Below are 14,582 nucleotides of genomic sequence, written 5' to 3'. Positions count from 1 at the left end.
CGGCAGGACGGGTCGCGTTGGCCTCGGCCCACCCGGCCAGATGTGCGCGACGCCCCGGGCGAGCCTGTCGGCGATCACGCTCAGGGGCGGTCGGTACGTCACCGAGGGCCTGGCGCATGCCCCGGCCTTCGGGGGTGTCCGGGGCACGTACCCCCGGGAGACGCCGAGCGGGTCAGGACGACGAGGTGGCTCACGCGTCAGTCGGTTGCCGGCTGACCACTGTCGGCAACCCTCGCCACCGACGCGTGCGCGGCCCGCAGGATCTGCTCCGACAGAGGCGTGCCCGTGGTGGCGCGGGCAAGCAGGATGCCGCCGACGAGCGTGGCATAGGCCGCCAGGCCGGCGTCACCGGGCGCGATCCACCCAGCGAGCTCCTGGACACCCTTGGCGTAGGTCTCCCTGTGCTCGGGCTGGCGCGCGATGTCGCCCACGAAACCGGCTGCGGGGCAACCGGTGCCGGGATTGTCGCGATGATCGACGGAGAAGTAGGAGTCGAGCAGCGACTGCCACGCCGCCTGGTGCTCCCCCGCCTCCTCACCGAGGGCCAGGAGGTTTTGCAAGTTGTCAGCGAAGGCCTTGGCGGCTGCTTCTTCGACAAGCGCAGCTTTGGAGGCGAACTGCTTGTAGAAGCCGCCCGGGGTGAGTCCGATCGACTTCATCACGTCCGCGATGCCTACCCGGTCCACACCGTCCTCGCGGAACAGCCGAGCAGCCGCCGCTACCACTCGCTCCCGGTTGACCTTCGCTTCTGCCTGCGAGACGCGACTCATCTATCACCCTCCGTCATGCCGTCCGACTCTAAGATTATCCCTACCGTCTATCGACCGCCGCAGCTGCGCGTCGGCCGCACTCCCGGCCGGGCCCCGCAGGACGGCGGCCGCTCGGCCGCCGCCCGCCTGCCATCCCACCGCATCGGTGAGCGTCCGCAGGCTCCACGGCGGCCGCGCCGGGGCCGGGCACAAACAGGGCGGGAACGGCGCCGACGACGCCGGCGAGGGTGACGCTCCACGCACGACCCTGGGCCGGGCACGGCGTGTGTGCGCCGACCCGACCCGGGCCGGCGCACACGGACCCGGCGGGATCCGCCGGACGGACCCCTACGCGGCCCCGGGGCGCGGGACGGAGGTGCGGTCGACGAAGTCGCGGACCGCCTCAGTGAACAACGCGGGTTCCTCGATGTGCCCGAAGTGCCCACTGTCCTCCAGCACCACCAACTGGGAGTCGCGGATCAGCTCGTGCAGTTCCAGACTCCAGCGCGGTCCGCAGATCACGTCGTGCCGGCCCACGACGACCAGGGTCGGCAGCTCCAGCCCCTTGAGCGCGACGCGGTCGTCGATGACGTCGGGCACGAGGTCGTCGTCCAGACCCGAGATGAACGTGGCGCTGATGGCGTCCCGGATCGGGGCCAGCCGTTCCTCGTTGCCCCAGTAGTCCGCGACATACGACGGGAAAACACCCCGGGCGACCGCAGCGGTCTCCTCGTCGCTGGAGATGCCCGCCATCGCACCGAACGCGGCGAGCACCCCGGGCAGCCCGGGATGGCCGGCGTGCTTCACGGCGAACTCCTCCACCCTGCGGCCCGCCTCCTCGGCGTGCTCGGGACCGGTCACGGGTGCGCCGCCGTACAGGACGACGCCCGCCAGCCGCTCGGGGCGGTGCAGGGCGTGGTACGCGGCGACGAACGCACCGTGCGAGTGGCCCAGCAGGTGCACCTTGGGCAGGCCCAGACGGTCGATGACGACGTCCAGGAAGCTGCTGTACCTCTCCCTGGTGTAACCGTGCGGGTGCGACGGAAGACGGCTGTCCTCGGCGGTGCCGATGGGCTCGAGGTAGACCATGGTCAGGTGCTCCTCCAGGGCCGGCATGCGCAGGTAGTCCCAGAAGATGCCGGGGCCGCCGGAGTGGGCCACGCACACCGGGCCACTGCCGTGCACGTGGTAGCGCTGCGCGATGCCGGCGACCTGAACGGTGTGGGTGCCGGGGGCAAGGGGCCCGGGACGCTGCCCCGAGCCGTCCGGGTGGGTCGTGGGGACGTTCATGGGATCCTCCGAGAGGGTGTGCGGGTGTCTGTGACACCGACACGACGGTCCCGAAGGCCGGAAGTTCGATCGTCCCGTGGTGATCTGGGTCATAGTCGCAGGGCGCACGGTGGGAGCGAGGCGCGCCTCATCCTGCGGAGGACTGCGGGCGTGGTGCGTGGTGCAGGGAGAGCCGGTCGATACGCCCCCCGTCCAGCGTCATGATCCATGCGACCCCGGGTGGACAGTGGTCCGGGTTGTCCCACGGGTTGATCAGTTCCATCTCCCAGATCAGCAGGGACCGCCCCGCGACCACATGCACCGGTCGCTGCCGCACTCCCGCGGACAGATCGCACTCCATCCCCGCCACCATGAGGTCGGCTCCGCCCAGCCGTTGGCCTCCGCTCAGCAGCGCGATCTGCGGGGAGTAGCGGTCCTGGACCACCCTGCCGAACTCTCCGCGCTCGGCGGCGGCGAGCGTGTCGCGTGCTTCCCGCCAGCCGGCCTCCGTACGGCGAGCCGAGTCCTCGTGCGCCGTGACCGCGGTGGCCGTCAGGGCCCGGGCCACGGCGGAGCGTGCCTGGTTCAACCGGCTGCGCACGGTGCCGACAGGCACTCCGCAGGCCTCTGCTATCTGCTGGTACGAGGTGATGCCGGAGGAGAAGTAGCGCAGGACCACCGGCAGGCGCAGAGTCGGCGACAACTCCTCGACGGCCGCCCAGATCCAGTCCCGCAGTGCGTGTCCCTCCAGGATCTGCTCGGGTGTCTCCCCGTTCGACGGCAGCGGCACCTCCTCAACGGGGTCGATCCGCCCACGGGCGCGCAACACCGTTCGGGAGAGGTTGCGCACCACCATGCGCAGCCACGGCCCCACCGCCTCCGCGTCGCGGACGCCGACGATCCGCCGCAGCGCCACCAGGGCCGCTTCCTGCATGACGTCGTCCACGTCGGGGCCCGGCCCCAGCAGGCTCAGCGCCACGGCGCGCATCCCCGCCCGGTGGCGCTCCAGCAGCGACCCCAGGGCCGCGACATCACCCGCCTGGGCCGCCCGCGTCAGAACCGCATCCTCGGCCGAACCCACGCCCATGCTCATCCCTCGCCCCTCCATGCCACGGCACTTCCCCGGACCCCAACGGGGGCGCGGACACCGGGAGCGCCCTGAGCCACCTTCGGCCCGGCAGAGACCGGGGCCTCCAGCATCCGCCGTCCACGTCATCCTCCACATCCGGAACGAACTCCAGCAGGCACCGGGCAGGTGACACCCGACGCCGGGCACCAGGCCGATTCCTGCGGCAACGAAGCACCCGATACCGGTGGCAACGCCGCTGCGCCCCGTTCCGATCGCCGGTGACACCCGCCGATCCACCGCACCGCACCGTGTCGTTCGAAGCTCGCTGAGTCTGGGCGGTCGGGCACGACGCGGGAGGCCGTCCTTTCGGCCCCGCCTCAGACCGTCCACATGATAGATGTCACACGTCATTCATATGGCCCACCGTCGGAGAGGACGCCCCGCCGCGCGCCCGGCCCAACGGGACAGCCCGCACCGCTGGACCGGGGCCCCGAGGTCATCCCCGACTGCACACGCCCTGCCCGCCATGTACGGCGCGCCGCGTCCGGGCGGCCCGACCGGGCCCTGGGGAGCCGGACGGGTGAGTCCGGCCCCGATCCCGGCCCTGGCGGCCGCACCGCGTCAGCCGGGCAGGATGTTGTGGTTCACCCGGAACATGTTGGTGGGGTCGTACGCCTTCTTCGCGGCCGTAAGACGCTGGTAGCGCTCCGCGCCGTAGACCTCGCTCAACCGCTCGGGATCGGTGGCCTCTTCGACGGAGAGGAAGTTGACCATTCTGCGCCCGTCCGCCCAGGGCTCCATCGCGTTCATGACCTCGTCGAGTGCGCCGCCCAGGAACCCGGCCCGGTCCGGGCCGCCCACGCCGAAACCGAAGAGGACGAAAGGAAGCCCTCGGCTGGAGACGGCGTTGGGTACCGCGGGCTCACGGTCGAGTGCGCCGCCGAGCATGCGGATCTCGACGCTCACCAGCGGGGAGTCCGACCCGGGACCCAGGAGTTCGATCAGCTTGTCCGCCGCGTCGGCGGGAAACGCTCGCAACATCGTCGTGCGGTCGACATAGGGCATCGGCGTGAGCGGGTCCATATGGATGGCACCCATGGCGGCGTACGGCATCTCGCCCACGGTGTCGATGAGCGCCGGGGCGGCTGCGCGCAGGGGTGCGATCAGCCGCTCCCCCTCGGCCGCCGGACCGAGGTGGGCGATCCGCACGTGCACCACGAATGCCCCGCGGAGAGGCTCCGGCAACTCCGGCAGCGGGGGCAGCCGTTGCACGGCCAGCGAGGAGGACATCTCCTCCGGCATGTCCGACTGCCAGGTGCGCCAGGTGTGCAGCACATCGGCGAGATGTTCGCCGGGGAAGTAGATACCGCCGCCGTAGAAGTGAGTCAACGGGAACAGGTCGAATTCCAGCGCGGTGACGACGCCGAAATTCCCTTTGCCTCCGAGCAGGGCCCAGAAGAGTTCCGCGTCACTGTCCGCAGTGACATGCCGCAACTCGCCGTCGGCGGTCACCACCTCCAGTGAGCGAACATAGTCCGCGGCATATCCCCGGCTTCGGCCGAGAACGGGACTGATTCCTCCGCCGAGGGTGTAGCCGGCCACGCCCACCAGCGGAGCCGAGCCGCTCATAGGAGCGAGGCCGACCGATGCGGCCCGGTCGATCACCTCCTGCCAGATCACACCGGCCTCGACCCGAGCGCTTCGCCGGCTGGCGTCGACGGCGATGCCCTTCATGCGCCGGGTGCTGATCAGAACCGCGTTCCGAGCAGGGCCGACCTGCTGGTGTCCGGTGGTCTTCACCGTCACAGGCCTGCCCTGGCGGGCCGCGAAACGAACCGCCGCCCGTATGTCGGCCGCACTGGCGGCACCGACCACGAGCGCCGGCTCAAGGGACACGTTCAGGTTGAAGATCTGGCATTCCGCCTCGTAGCCCTCGTCACCAGGCAGCAGAACCGGGCCGCTCACCAGCGATGAAAGTTCGTCCGCCTCTGCGGGCGAAATCTGCGAGAACAGATCGTCAAAAGTCATGGAATTCCTCGTGAACAGTGTGCCGCGGAATGAGCGAGTATCCTGCCGCCGAGTCATCCCGCGCATGCGAACCGATGCACCAGTGGTGTCGGCGAGGGCCATATGCCCGCCGACTGGCAACGATTGGATTCTATACATAATCTAACCGGCCCGGGCAGCACCCCTCTCCGGATGCGGCCTCCCCCCGGGCCGGTGGTCGACGACCACCGGTGGCCCACCAGGAGGCCGCCGGCCGGGCCGTGCCTGGCGATGCGCGCAGGCCGAGCACCAGGCACTCACCCCCGTCGACCTTGGCTCGGTGGGCGATCCGGATCAACTGAGCGGTGATCCGGATCGCCCGCCGTGCGGGCACCTGAGCCAGGCGCCCACGACCCGGCCGAACCGGTTCATGACCGACCCACCTGCCGACCGGGACCTCGCGACCGGATCCGCCACGGCATGGGTCGCAGCAGACAGCTTGCCCGGCCGGACACCGATGACAGGCGAGTGGCCTGACGTACCATCAGCTCCGCGGGCGCACGGCCGGCCACCAGCAGCGGACGGTTTCGGTGCACCCCACCGTCAACCGAGTTCATCGGCGGCCTTCGCGGATGCGCAACGGCATCCGCACCCCACGGGAACGACCAGCCGTGACTGTCGCATCCATGCCCCGGCGGCGACCCGAACCCGGACCTCACACCGCACGGCCGCTCATGCCATCAGGTGCATGTAGACGGTGAAGTAAGCGACGAAGGAGAAGACGACGGCTGTTGACAGGGCCAGCGCACGCCCGCGCAGCGACCGGGCCATGAGGACCGGCAGCAGGATCAGCACCGCAAAAGAGATGGTGGCCTGGGCCGGGTAGTGCAGGACGACGACGGAGCCGATCCCTTCCGCGCCGAACACGCCCGCAAGCGCGGCCACTCCGACGGTGCGACGAAGCATGGTCTGCCCGCACCGAGCCCAGACGCCGGCGACGCCGAAGAGCGGTCCCGAGACCACTGCCATACCGACCCAGATGAGCGGCCAGGTGAGATCGCCCATCCCCGCGCGCCCGAAGCCGTACTCGGCGTAGCCGTAGTAGCCGATGACCAGACCCAGTTCCGCCAGCAGTCCGGCAGCGGCGGCGAGGGGCAACACGATCCTGCCCGCCAGGAGCACACCGGCCACGAAGGCCACGGCGCTCCAGACGGCCCCGGAGTTGGCGAGCTGGTTGAGCCCTCCGGGGAGCCACCCCTGGCCGAGGTTGGTGAGCACGCCGAAGCTGATGCCGCCCGCCAGCGCAGCCGCCAGGGCGTACCGGGCGCGTGCGGCGGGAGAGGACACGGTGGCGGCGGAAGTCGTCATGCTTGCACTTTCTTTGTCGGGACGGGTGGTCGCATACGGGTGGTGAACGCCGGACGCGGTACGCCGCGCACGAGTTGGTCGAGCAGCCCGGGACAGCTCGGTCGCAGGGGCGCCCGTGCAGCTGAGGTGGCTCCTCACTCCCACGGCCTCCGCCGGACCGTCCGCTTCCGCTTGCCGCGCCCGCCGACACGGCTCCGGCCACACCCCGGGCTCGGCGCCGTCGTCGCCCATCCCGGTGAGTGCATGCGGCGCCTTCCACGGGTCTGGCGACCGGGCTCGTGCCCAGCGGGCAGCAAGGGCCGCCGGTCATCGGCGGTGCCGAGACCACGGGAGGGCTCATGACCAGCAGACTAGGAAGGCCGCGCACGTTGCGGCTTCGGGCATAAGTCGGAGCTGTCCACCGGCACTACGACTTTCGGCCGACCGCTGATGTGATGCACGGCGCCCGGAAGCACGTCCTCTTCCAGTCGCGGCACGGGCCCTCACACCGAGGCGCAGTGTCGACGTACTCGCTTGAGTGCTCCACGAAGTGCGGAGACCTGTGCACCTGCCTCCTCACCGCGGCCCGCTCCTCCCACCGCGATCTGGCAGGTGGCTGTGGAGTTCGTCGGGTCTCAGAACGTACCGGGGCCGGCGCTCCGTCGGCTGCGCCACCCCCATCGACTCCGTTTGGGTTCCGGCGGCGATGAGAGAGCACGCACCGCGGCCCGGATGCGGTCGAAGGTGGCGATCGGGTTGGAGGTGTCACCGGGGAGGACCAGGCCGGCACACACCAGCTTGAACTTCTGGTCGCCGAGCGGCACGGAGACGAAGACCGGAGCGCCCACGCACCCCAGCGGCACGGCCCCGTCCCAGTGCATGGTGCCGTCCGCGCTACGGACGGCGTTTCCGACGACCACGGCCTGCAGTCTCTCGCCGCGCTCGGCGCCGACATCGTGACCCAGGATGTACGCAGGTACCGGCTCGGTGCCGATCGCGGCGAGGTCTGCCTCACGCGCCGCCAGCCCGTCGGTGATCTCATCGGTCGACCAGCGCCAGCCCTTGCGCTCGCCATGGACGTGCAGTCCCGCGGTCGGCATCACCGCCACGCCGATCCCTGCCAGATCGATCCAGCCATCGGCGAAGTCGCGCATGAGCAGCTTCTCGGCACTCATCGCGGGCTGGCACAGCTCGGCCCGCAGGGTCATCTCCCCTAGTTCGTACCCGGTTACCGCGCTTGCGGTCAGGAGGTACTGGTGGACCGCCTCCTGTCCGGGCGTGGCGTCGACGAGATCGTTGAACCAGAACGCGGTCCCGTGGCCGCGGTCGGTGTGCGCCTCCTGGAAGGGCAGCGTCGAGCGACCCGCATGGCGGACTATGGCGTCGATGACCTGGTTCTGGACAGCCGGTGACTCAGGCATGGGAGGGACCCTACCGACCCAGTTGCCCAGCCACCGCCCGCGAGCCGAACAGCAGGGCCATCCTCCGGTGCATGTGGACTCGTGAAGCGAGCAGGCAGCCGTCGGGGACGGTCAGGCACGACTACTCGACCGTTCACCGACACACCCACTCCGGCCGGCCCGGCACCATGCGAACCGGACGTGCCAGTGATAGCCCGCCTTCTGCCGCTCGTCGGCGTCCGACAGGGCGGGCCGGCCTCCCGTTGACCTGCCGTAAGCCGGACCATACGGGGAGCGAGAGCCACTCACCGGCTTCCTGCTTATCCCGCGTGGACAGACGGCAAAGGTCGCAGCGCTCGTAGAGCTCGTAACACGATCACGGGCCAGGCGTCCTGTTCGGGGCGCACTGCACGGTCAAGTGGGGATGAGACTCGGCCACCAGGGCGGGATGTTTCCCGGACACAGAGGGTCGGGGTAGTCGTCCACCATGCCGAGCCATGTCACCAGGAACCATGTGAACCACACGGTGAAGAGGAGCCCTCCCAGCACTGCTGCGCGTGGGTGACGTTTTCCCAGAGTGCCGTACAGGACGATCCACGGAACAGCTGCGGCGATCCAGATGAGAGGGCTGAGGACTGACAGGGTCAGGCTGGTGCTGCTGGCGTTGACGCCGATGTCGCACGCAGCCCAGATCCTGCCGATAGTGACGGTGGAGACCGCCGAGGCCAGACCCCCGAAGAGAACGCCGAACAGAATCCCGCTGGTCCAGGGCGTCGGACGACTCGATGTCTCCTCTCCCTCCATCGTCTGTGTCCGATCGTCGCAGGGGTGGAGACGGTCAACGTCCTGGACGTGGCTCCTCCGCAGCCTGGTTCCGCAGTCATCGCCAGCAGATGAGGCTGCAGGCCGGCCGCAGGATGATCCCAGCGATCACCCGGCGCTGCTCGCCGGCCCAGCCGGTTCACCGATCTGCTACCGTCGCGCTCTTCGCCGAGTTCCCTCCGCGGAGTCCCCTGGTAGGGCCTGCCATGCTCGATCTCCATGCCCGTGGCCCGTACGCACTGTGGCGCGAAGCGCTCGCCGTAGTGGACAGGGTCTTCAGTCCGCCCCCTGCGCTCGACCGACCGGTGAGCGGATGCATCCGCTGCATCCCGGAGTCCGAACTGCGCCTGCTCGGCGGTGACCCCGCCGAGGTCCCCGAGGATCTCCTCGGCCATTTCATGCGCGAGGTCGTCGACCACTGGGACGCCGACCAATACCCTCTGCTGTGGCGGCGCCTCATGCCTCGCGCGCTGCGCGCCTGGGGCCCGGGAGGCCACAGCACCGACCCCGCTCTCGAACTCGGCCACCTGGCCCGCCACGGAGCCGGGCTGCAGGGCTGGCCCACGCCTGAGCGGTCGGCGGTCGAGCAGGCCTTCCGAGCGCTGTTGGCCATCGCCCTGACCGATGGCCGGCCCGTCGGGGAGATCACCGACCTCATGGAGGGGATCGCCCACGCGACGGGCGGCCTGGAGCCGTGGCTGAGCCACATCGCCGGGCTCTCCGGTCCGCAGGCAGATGCCGGTCTCCTCCGCCTGGCCCTCTGCTGGGCGACGGAACTGCTCTGGGAGGAACTTGGGTTCGCCTGGTGGGACGACGGCGACACACAGACGATCGCCGACTGGCTGCCGACCCAACGCAGCCGCATCGCCGTCTTCGCCGCCCGGCACCCCCGCTGCAAGACGGCCAAGGACGCGCTGATCGCGATCGACCGGCTCCACGCCGGTGACCACAGTCCCTGGTTCTACCCGTACGGCCTGGACCAGCCCCTCGGACTGGCCCCGTAGAACCGGCCAGGCGCTACGAACGACGGACGCGGCTTCTCAGGGCGAGCCGCTGCACCACTCGATCGTGATCAATCACGCGGACGTCCTGGCGGCATCCGGTCAGCGGGCCAGGCAGAGGCTCAGTTGGCGGGAGGTCTCCACGAGCCGGTCCGCCCGCGGACGAGCGGTGGTGCCCGACGCCGTCGGCACCTGGGCGTCCCTGTTCCGGTCGACTGGCCGCGGCCACGTCGCCCGGCCAGTCGACTTGGATGCCGGTCGCGCTCGCCGCGACCGGCGTGCTTGCCAGGAAGCCCTGGGTGGAGCGCCGGTTGCGCGAGGCACGGCGCGGCGTGGTCTGCCGGAGCCCGGCGCCGCGTTCGTGACACCGGGAGTCATAGGGCGGGCATTCCCGACCCGGCGCGCCGGGCGCCGCTGTCTCCGCGGGCGCGTCGCATCTCGTCGTGGGCCGGTCGGTCACACGGGCGGAGGCGCGCTCGGTGGGCTACCCGATGGGGAGGCCGGTGTAGTTGTCGGCGAGTTCGGCGGCGGCGTGCGGGGAGGCGGCGATGCGGTCGAGCTGGGAGATCTGGAGACGGGTGTCGAAGTCGCTCTGCTCAGGGTCGGTGTGCAGGGTCGTCGTCATGAAGTACGAGAAGTGCTCGGCCCGCCAGACGCGGCGCAGGCAGGTGTCCGAGTAGGCGTCGAGCAGTTCGGCGGAGCCGGTCTCCTTCAGGTGGGCGAAGGCCCGGGCGAGCACGATCACGTCCGACGCGGCGAGGTTCAGTCCCTTCGCCCCGGTGGGCGGCACGATGTGCGCCGCGTCGCCGGCCAGCAGGACCCTGCCCCATCGCATGGGTTCGGTGACGAAGCTGCGCATCGGCAGGACCGACGTGGAGGTGATCGGGCCGCGTTCCAGCCGCCAGTCGCCGTCGAGAGCGAAGCGGGCGTCGAGCTCGTCCCAGATGCGGCCGTCCGGCCATTCGGCGGGGTCGGTGCCGTTTGAGACCTGGAGGTACAGCCGGCTGACCGTGGTGGAGCGCATGCTGTGCAGGGCGAAGCCACGTGGCGAGTGGGCGTAGATCAGCTCGTCGCAGGAGGGCGGTACGTCGGCGAGGACGCCGAGCCAGGAGTAGGGGTAGACCCGTTCGAAGGTGCGGGTGGCCCCGTCCGGGATCGCCCTGCGGGTCACCCCGTGGAATCCGTCGCACCCCACGACGTAGTCGCAACCGAGGGTCCTGCGTCGTCCCTCGTGGAGGTAGTGGATCACGGGCCGGTCGGTGCCGGCCCCGGCGACGGTTTCCACCCGGGCCTCGAAGAGCAGCGGTGCACCGTGGGCGATCTGAAGGGAGATCAGATCCTTGACGACCTCGGTCTGGGCATAGACCCACACCCGGCGCCCGCCGGTGAGGGACGGGAAGTCGATGCGCTGGGCGCGGCGGTTCCAGCGCAGTTCGATCCCGTCGTGGACCAGGCCCTCGCGCTCCAGCCGCTCGGCGGCGCCGGACCGGCGGAGCGCGTCCACCGTGCCCTGCTCGAGGATTCCGGCGCGTTGCCGACGCTCGACGTAGGCGCGGTCACGGCTCTCCAGAACGGTGCAGTCGACGCCGGAGTCGTGCAGCAGCCGGGCGAGCAGCAGCCCTGCCGGGCCGCCGCCGACGATGCCGACGGTGGTGTGGTCCATGGCGGTCACTTCTCTTCTTCGAGAACGCGGTCGGCGATGGCGAAGGCGGCGTTGGCTGCGGGCACGCCGCAGTAGAGGGCGGACTGGAGCAGGACCTCGCCGATCTCGTCGGGGGTGAGGCCGTTGCGGCGGGCGGCCCGCACGTGCATCGCCAGTTCCTCGTGGTGGCCGCCCGCCACCAGCGCGGTGAGGGTGATGCAGCTGCGGGTGCTGCGGCTGAGTCCGGGCCGGGTCCAGATCTCGCCCCAGGCGTAGCGGGTGATGAAGTCCTGGAAGCCGGCGGTGAAGTCGGTGGTCCGGGCGGTCGCCCGGTCGACGTGGTCGTCGCCGAGTACGGCCCGGCGTACGGCCAGGCCCGCGCGGTGCCGGGCAGCGTCGTCGGCCGGCGGTGTTCCGGGCTCGGCCGCGAGGTGGTGGAGCAGGGCGGCCAGGACCGGCGCGGGGCGCTCCACATTGGCCAGGTGGGCGGCGTGTGCCACCTCGGCGAGGGAGGCGCCGGGGATGCCGTCGGCCAGTTCCCGGCCGTGCTCGACGGGGGTGGCGGGGTCCTCCCGGCCGGCGACGACCAGGGTGGGCGCGGTGATGCGCGGCAGTTCGGCGCGTACGTCCCAGGAGGCGAGCGCTTCGCAGAGCCCGGCGTATGCCTCGGGTGCCGTCGCGGCCAGGTCGTCGATCAGGGCCGAGGCGGCCGGGTCGCAGGCGTGGGACGGGCTGAACCAGCGCGCGGCGGCGGTCCGGGCGACCGGGCCGGTGCCCTCCGCGCGGACCAGCGCAGCCCGGTCTCTCCAGGCCTGCGGCTCCCCGAAGCGGGCGGAGGAGCAGAGGATCGCCAGCGAGGTGATGCGTTCCGGGTGGTGGACGGCCAGCCAGGTGCCCACGGCGCCGCCGAGCGAGATTCCCGCGTAGGCGAAGCGGTCGATGCCGAGTCGGTCCGCCAGGTCCAGTACCAGGCGGCCCAGGTCGGCGACGGTGCCGCCGTCGGGCAGCAGCTGGGCCGGGGAGCCGCCGTGGCCGGGCAGGTCCCAGCGCACCACCCGGCAGGTGCGGGCGAGAGCCGGGACCTGCGGGTCCCACACGGCCAGCGAGGTTCCCAGCGAGGGGCCGAGGATCAGCGGCGGGGCGGAGTCGGGGCCGTCCACGCGGTGGTGCAGCAACGGCTGCTCGGGGGCGGGGATGCTCATACGGTCTCCCTGTGCGGGTACGGACGGTGGGGATCGGGCCGGGCCCCCGGTTGTCTCACGGGGACGGGCGTACCGGTCCGGTGCGGCGCAGGGCGCGCTCCAGCAGGGCGGCCGCGGAACCGGTGTACCGCGTGGGGTCGGTGAGTTCGCGCAGCTGCCGCTCGGAGACCGCACCGGCGACGGCGGGCTCCTCGAGCAGGGCCTGGCCGAGTCCGGTGCCGTGTTCGGCGGCACGGCGGGAGGCCCGGGCCAGGGCCTGCTCGGCTGCGGCGCGGCCGAGCCGTGCCGACAGCGCGGCGGCCACCCGTTCGCTGACGACCAGGGCCTGGGTCGCGTCGAGGTTGTGCCTCATCCGGTCGGGGTGGACACGCAGCCCCTCGGCCAGCTCGGCGGCGTCCCGGGCGGCCCCGGCGACCAGCCGCAGGGCTTGGCGCAGCGGCTGCCACTCGGCGTGCCAGGCGCCGGCCGGGCGTTCGTCCTCGGCGGCGAGCGCGCCGTAGAGCACCGAGGCGAGGGCGGGTACCTGGCGGGCCGCGGCGGCGATCAGCGTGGCGCGGACCGGGTTGGCCTTGTGCGGCATCGCGGACGAGACCCCGCCGCTGCCCTCGCTGAGCTCCGCGGTCTCGGTCCGGGACAGCAGCAGGACGTCGGCGGCCACCTTGCCGAGGGCGCCCGCGGTGAAGGCGAGCGCGCCGCCCAGGTCCGCCACGGGGGTGCGCAGGGTGTGCCACGGCAGGGCGGGCTCGGCCAGTCCGGTCCCGGCGGCGTAGGCGGCGAGCAGCCGCAGGCCCAGGTCGGCGGCTTCGGATGCGCCGTCCGCCGCAGGCTCACCCCCTGCCGCCGCGGGCTCACCGCCGTCCGCCGCGGGCTCACCGCCGGCCGCCGAGGCCGGCTCACCGCGGGCCTCGGCGAACGCGTGGAAGGCGGCCAGGGTGCCGGCCGCGCCGCCGAGCTGGACGGGCAGCGCGGCGCGGGCCGCCGCAAGACGGTCATGGGCGTCCAGCACCAGGGACCGCCAGCCGGCGGCCTTGAGGCCGAACGTGGTCGGCACGGCGTGCTGGGTGAGGGTGCGTCCGGCGATCGGGGTGTCGCGATGCTCGGCGGCAAGGCGTGCCAGTCCCAGGGCGGTCCGGCCGAGGTCGGCGAGGACCGGCTCCAGTGTGCGTACGGCCACCAGCATGGTGGCCGTGTCCAGCATGTCCTGGCTGGTGGCGCCGCGGTGGACATACTCCGCGGCCTGCGGGTCTCGCTCGGCGACGGCGGCGGTGAGGTCCGCGACCAGCGGGATGACCGGGTTTCCTCCGGTGCGGGCCCGCAACGCCAGGTCCCGTACGTCGTAGCGCGCGGTGTCGGCGGCCGCCGCCCGGACGGCGCGCGCGGCTGCGGCCGGGGCGAGTCCCAGCGCGGCCTGGGCCTGCGTCAGCGCGGCCTCGGCGTCCAGCATCGCGCGGACGTACGCCGCGTCGCCGGTGGCGGCCTCCGCCGGTGACCCGGCCCAGCCCGGAGTGAGCAGGCCGATGTCCTCCGGGGTGTCAGTCGAAGGCAAGGAAGACCGTCTCCTCGTGCTCGCCGTCCCCCTGGAGCCGGATGTCGAAGCGGTACACCCGCTCCCTCTCCCGGACGGCGACCAGGGTGCTCCGCCGTGCGGGCTCCAGCGAGGAGAGCAGCGGGTCGGCGTCAGCCCCGGGCAGGTCCGGCAGATAGATCCGGGTGTGCAGGTGGTGCAGCAGACCGCGGGCGAAGACGATCACCGAGAGGTAGGGGACGCCGCCGGGGGGCAGGGTGTGCACCTCGTACCGGCCGTCGGCGTCGGTGGCGATCCTGCCGAAGCCGGTGAAGGAGGTGCTGTTGCGGCCGATGACCGCCCCGGTGACGGGGTCGCGGCGCAGCGAGCCGGGGGCGCCGCTGCGGGAGCCGTCGGGCGCTGGCTGCCACACCTCGATCAGCGCGTCCGGCACGGGTGCTCCGGCGCCGTCGTGGACCAGGCCGTGGACGGTGAGGGTGTCGGAGCCTGTGGCTGGGGCGATCTCGCCGCCCTTGGGGAAGGGCAGGGCGTAGCCGTAGAACGGGCCCACGGTCTGGGAGGGGGTGGGGG

Annotated in this window: 12 protein-coding genes; 1 reads left to right on the top strand and 11 read right to left on the bottom strand. The window is 71.8% G+C overall.

Features of this window, described 5'->3' with window-relative positions:
* Positions 1–197: 197 nt before the first annotated feature.
* From AOK09_RS22970 to AOK09_RS22940, 7 genes are all read right to left on the bottom strand, one after another.
* Positions 198–770 (bottom strand): TetR/AcrR family transcriptional regulator, encoded by a 573-nt coding sequence (locus tag AOK09_RS22970; RefSeq protein ID WP_055589123.1) that lies wholly within the window; start codon positions 768–770, stop codon positions 198–200.
* 327 nt (positions 771–1,097) lie between these two features.
* On the bottom strand, positions 1,098–2,039 hold the full coding sequence (locus AOK09_RS22965) for an alpha/beta fold hydrolase (protein ID WP_055589122.1): 942 nt from the start codon (positions 2,037–2,039) through the stop codon (positions 1,098–1,100).
* A 127-nt stretch (positions 2,040–2,166) separates the two neighbouring features.
* Complete coding sequence (locus AOK09_RS22960) at positions 2,167–3,111, bottom strand: RNA polymerase sigma factor (RefSeq protein ID WP_055589121.1); 945 nt, start codon at positions 3,109–3,111, stop codon at positions 2,167–2,169.
* 597 nt (positions 3,112–3,708) lie between these two features.
* Complete coding sequence (locus tag AOK09_RS22955; protein ID WP_245687432.1) at positions 3,709–5,217, bottom strand: FAD-binding oxidoreductase; 1,509 nt, start codon at positions 5,215–5,217, stop codon at positions 3,709–3,711.
* A gap of 588 nt (positions 5,218–5,805) precedes the next feature.
* Entirely contained in the window at positions 5,806–6,441 is a 636-nt protein-coding gene (locus AOK09_RS38095) for a DUF6518 family protein (RefSeq protein ID WP_245687431.1), read from the bottom strand.
* 614 nt (positions 6,442–7,055) lie between these two features.
* Complete coding sequence (locus tag AOK09_RS22945; protein ID WP_055589119.1) at positions 7,056–7,841, bottom strand: hypothetical protein; 786 nt, start codon at positions 7,839–7,841, stop codon at positions 7,056–7,058.
* A 393-nt stretch (positions 7,842–8,234) separates the two neighbouring features.
* A complete protein-coding gene (locus tag AOK09_RS22940; protein ID WP_055589118.1) occupies positions 8,235–8,624 on the bottom strand; it encodes a hypothetical protein in 390 nt (129 codons plus the stop codon).
* A gap of 323 nt (positions 8,625–8,947) precedes the next feature.
* On the opposite strand from AOK09_RS22940, the gene AOK09_RS22935 reads away from it, so the two are divergent.
* Positions 8,948–9,646 carry a hypothetical protein gene (locus AOK09_RS22935; RefSeq protein WP_157876001.1) on the top strand — a complete coding sequence of 233 codons (699 nt, stop codon included), beginning with the start codon at positions 8,948–8,950 and terminating at the stop codon, positions 9,644–9,646.
* A 481-nt stretch (positions 9,647–10,127) separates the two neighbouring features.
* Here the strand turns inward: AOK09_RS22935 and AOK09_RS22930 are convergent, their stop codons facing one another.
* The 4 genes from AOK09_RS22930 to pcaG form a co-directional block, all read right to left on the bottom strand.
* Entirely contained in the window at positions 10,128–11,306 is a 1,179-nt protein-coding gene (locus AOK09_RS22930) for a 4-hydroxybenzoate 3-monooxygenase (RefSeq protein ID WP_055589135.1), read from the bottom strand.
* Positions 11,307–11,311: 5 nt separating this feature from the next.
* Positions 11,312–12,487, bottom strand: a complete 1,176-nt coding sequence (gene pcaDC / locus AOK09_RS22925) for a bifunctional 3-oxoadipate enol-lactonase/4-carboxymuconolactone decarboxylase PcaDC (protein ID WP_055589116.1) — start codon at positions 12,485–12,487, stop codon at positions 11,312–11,314.
* A 55-nt stretch (positions 12,488–12,542) separates the two neighbouring features.
* A complete protein-coding gene (locus AOK09_RS22920) occupies positions 12,543–14,033 on the bottom strand; it encodes a lyase family protein (RefSeq protein ID WP_055589115.1) in 1,491 nt (496 codons plus the stop codon).
* Positions 14,020–14,582: protocatechuate 3,4-dioxygenase subunit alpha (gene pcaG / locus AOK09_RS22915; RefSeq protein ID WP_063796038.1), on the bottom strand; the 563-nt coding region annotated here is incomplete at its 5' end. The genes AOK09_RS22920 and pcaG, both read right to left, overlap by 14 nt.

The organism is Peterkaempfera griseoplana (assembly GCF_001418575.1).
GTDB lineage: Bacteria > Actinomycetota > Actinomycetes > Streptomycetales > Streptomycetaceae > Peterkaempfera > Peterkaempfera griseoplana.
The sequence above is the reverse complement of the archived record's forward strand: the minus strand, read 5'-3'. Positions and strand labels throughout refer to the sequence as shown.

Excerpts from the sequence above, each read along its gene's own strand:
- AOK09_RS22970 (WP_055589123.1), bottom strand. The coding sequence starts at position 770 with ATGAGTCGCGTCTCGCAGGCAGAAGCGAAGGTCAACCGGGAGCGAGTG.
- AOK09_RS22965 (WP_055589122.1), bottom strand. The coding sequence starts at position 2,039 with ATGAACGTCCCCACGACCCACCCGGACGGCTCGGGGCAGCGTCCCGGG.
- AOK09_RS22960 (WP_055589121.1), bottom strand. The coding sequence starts at position 3,111 with ATGAGCATGGGCGTGGGTTCGGCCGAGGATGCGGTTCTGACGCGGGCG.
- AOK09_RS22955 (WP_245687432.1), bottom strand. The coding sequence starts at position 5,217 with ATGGCCCTCGCCGACACCACTGGTGCATCGGTTCGCATGCGCGGGATG.
- AOK09_RS38095 (WP_245687431.1), bottom strand. The coding sequence starts at position 6,441 with ATGACGACTTCCGCCGCCACCGTGTCCTCTCCCGCCGCACGCGCCCGG.
- AOK09_RS22945 (WP_055589119.1), bottom strand. The coding sequence starts at position 7,841 with ATGCCTGAGTCACCGGCTGTCCAGAACCAGGTCATCGACGCCATAGTC.
- AOK09_RS22940 (WP_055589118.1), bottom strand. The coding sequence starts at position 8,624 with ATGGAGGGAGAGGAGACATCGAGTCGTCCGACGCCCTGGACCAGCGGG.
- AOK09_RS22930 (WP_055589135.1), bottom strand. The coding sequence starts at position 11,306 with ATGGACCACACCACCGTCGGCATCGTCGGCGGCGGCCCGGCAGGGCTG.
- pcaDC (WP_055589116.1), bottom strand. The coding sequence starts at position 12,487 with ATGAGCATCCCCGCCCCCGAGCAGCCGTTGCTGCACCACCGCGTGGAC.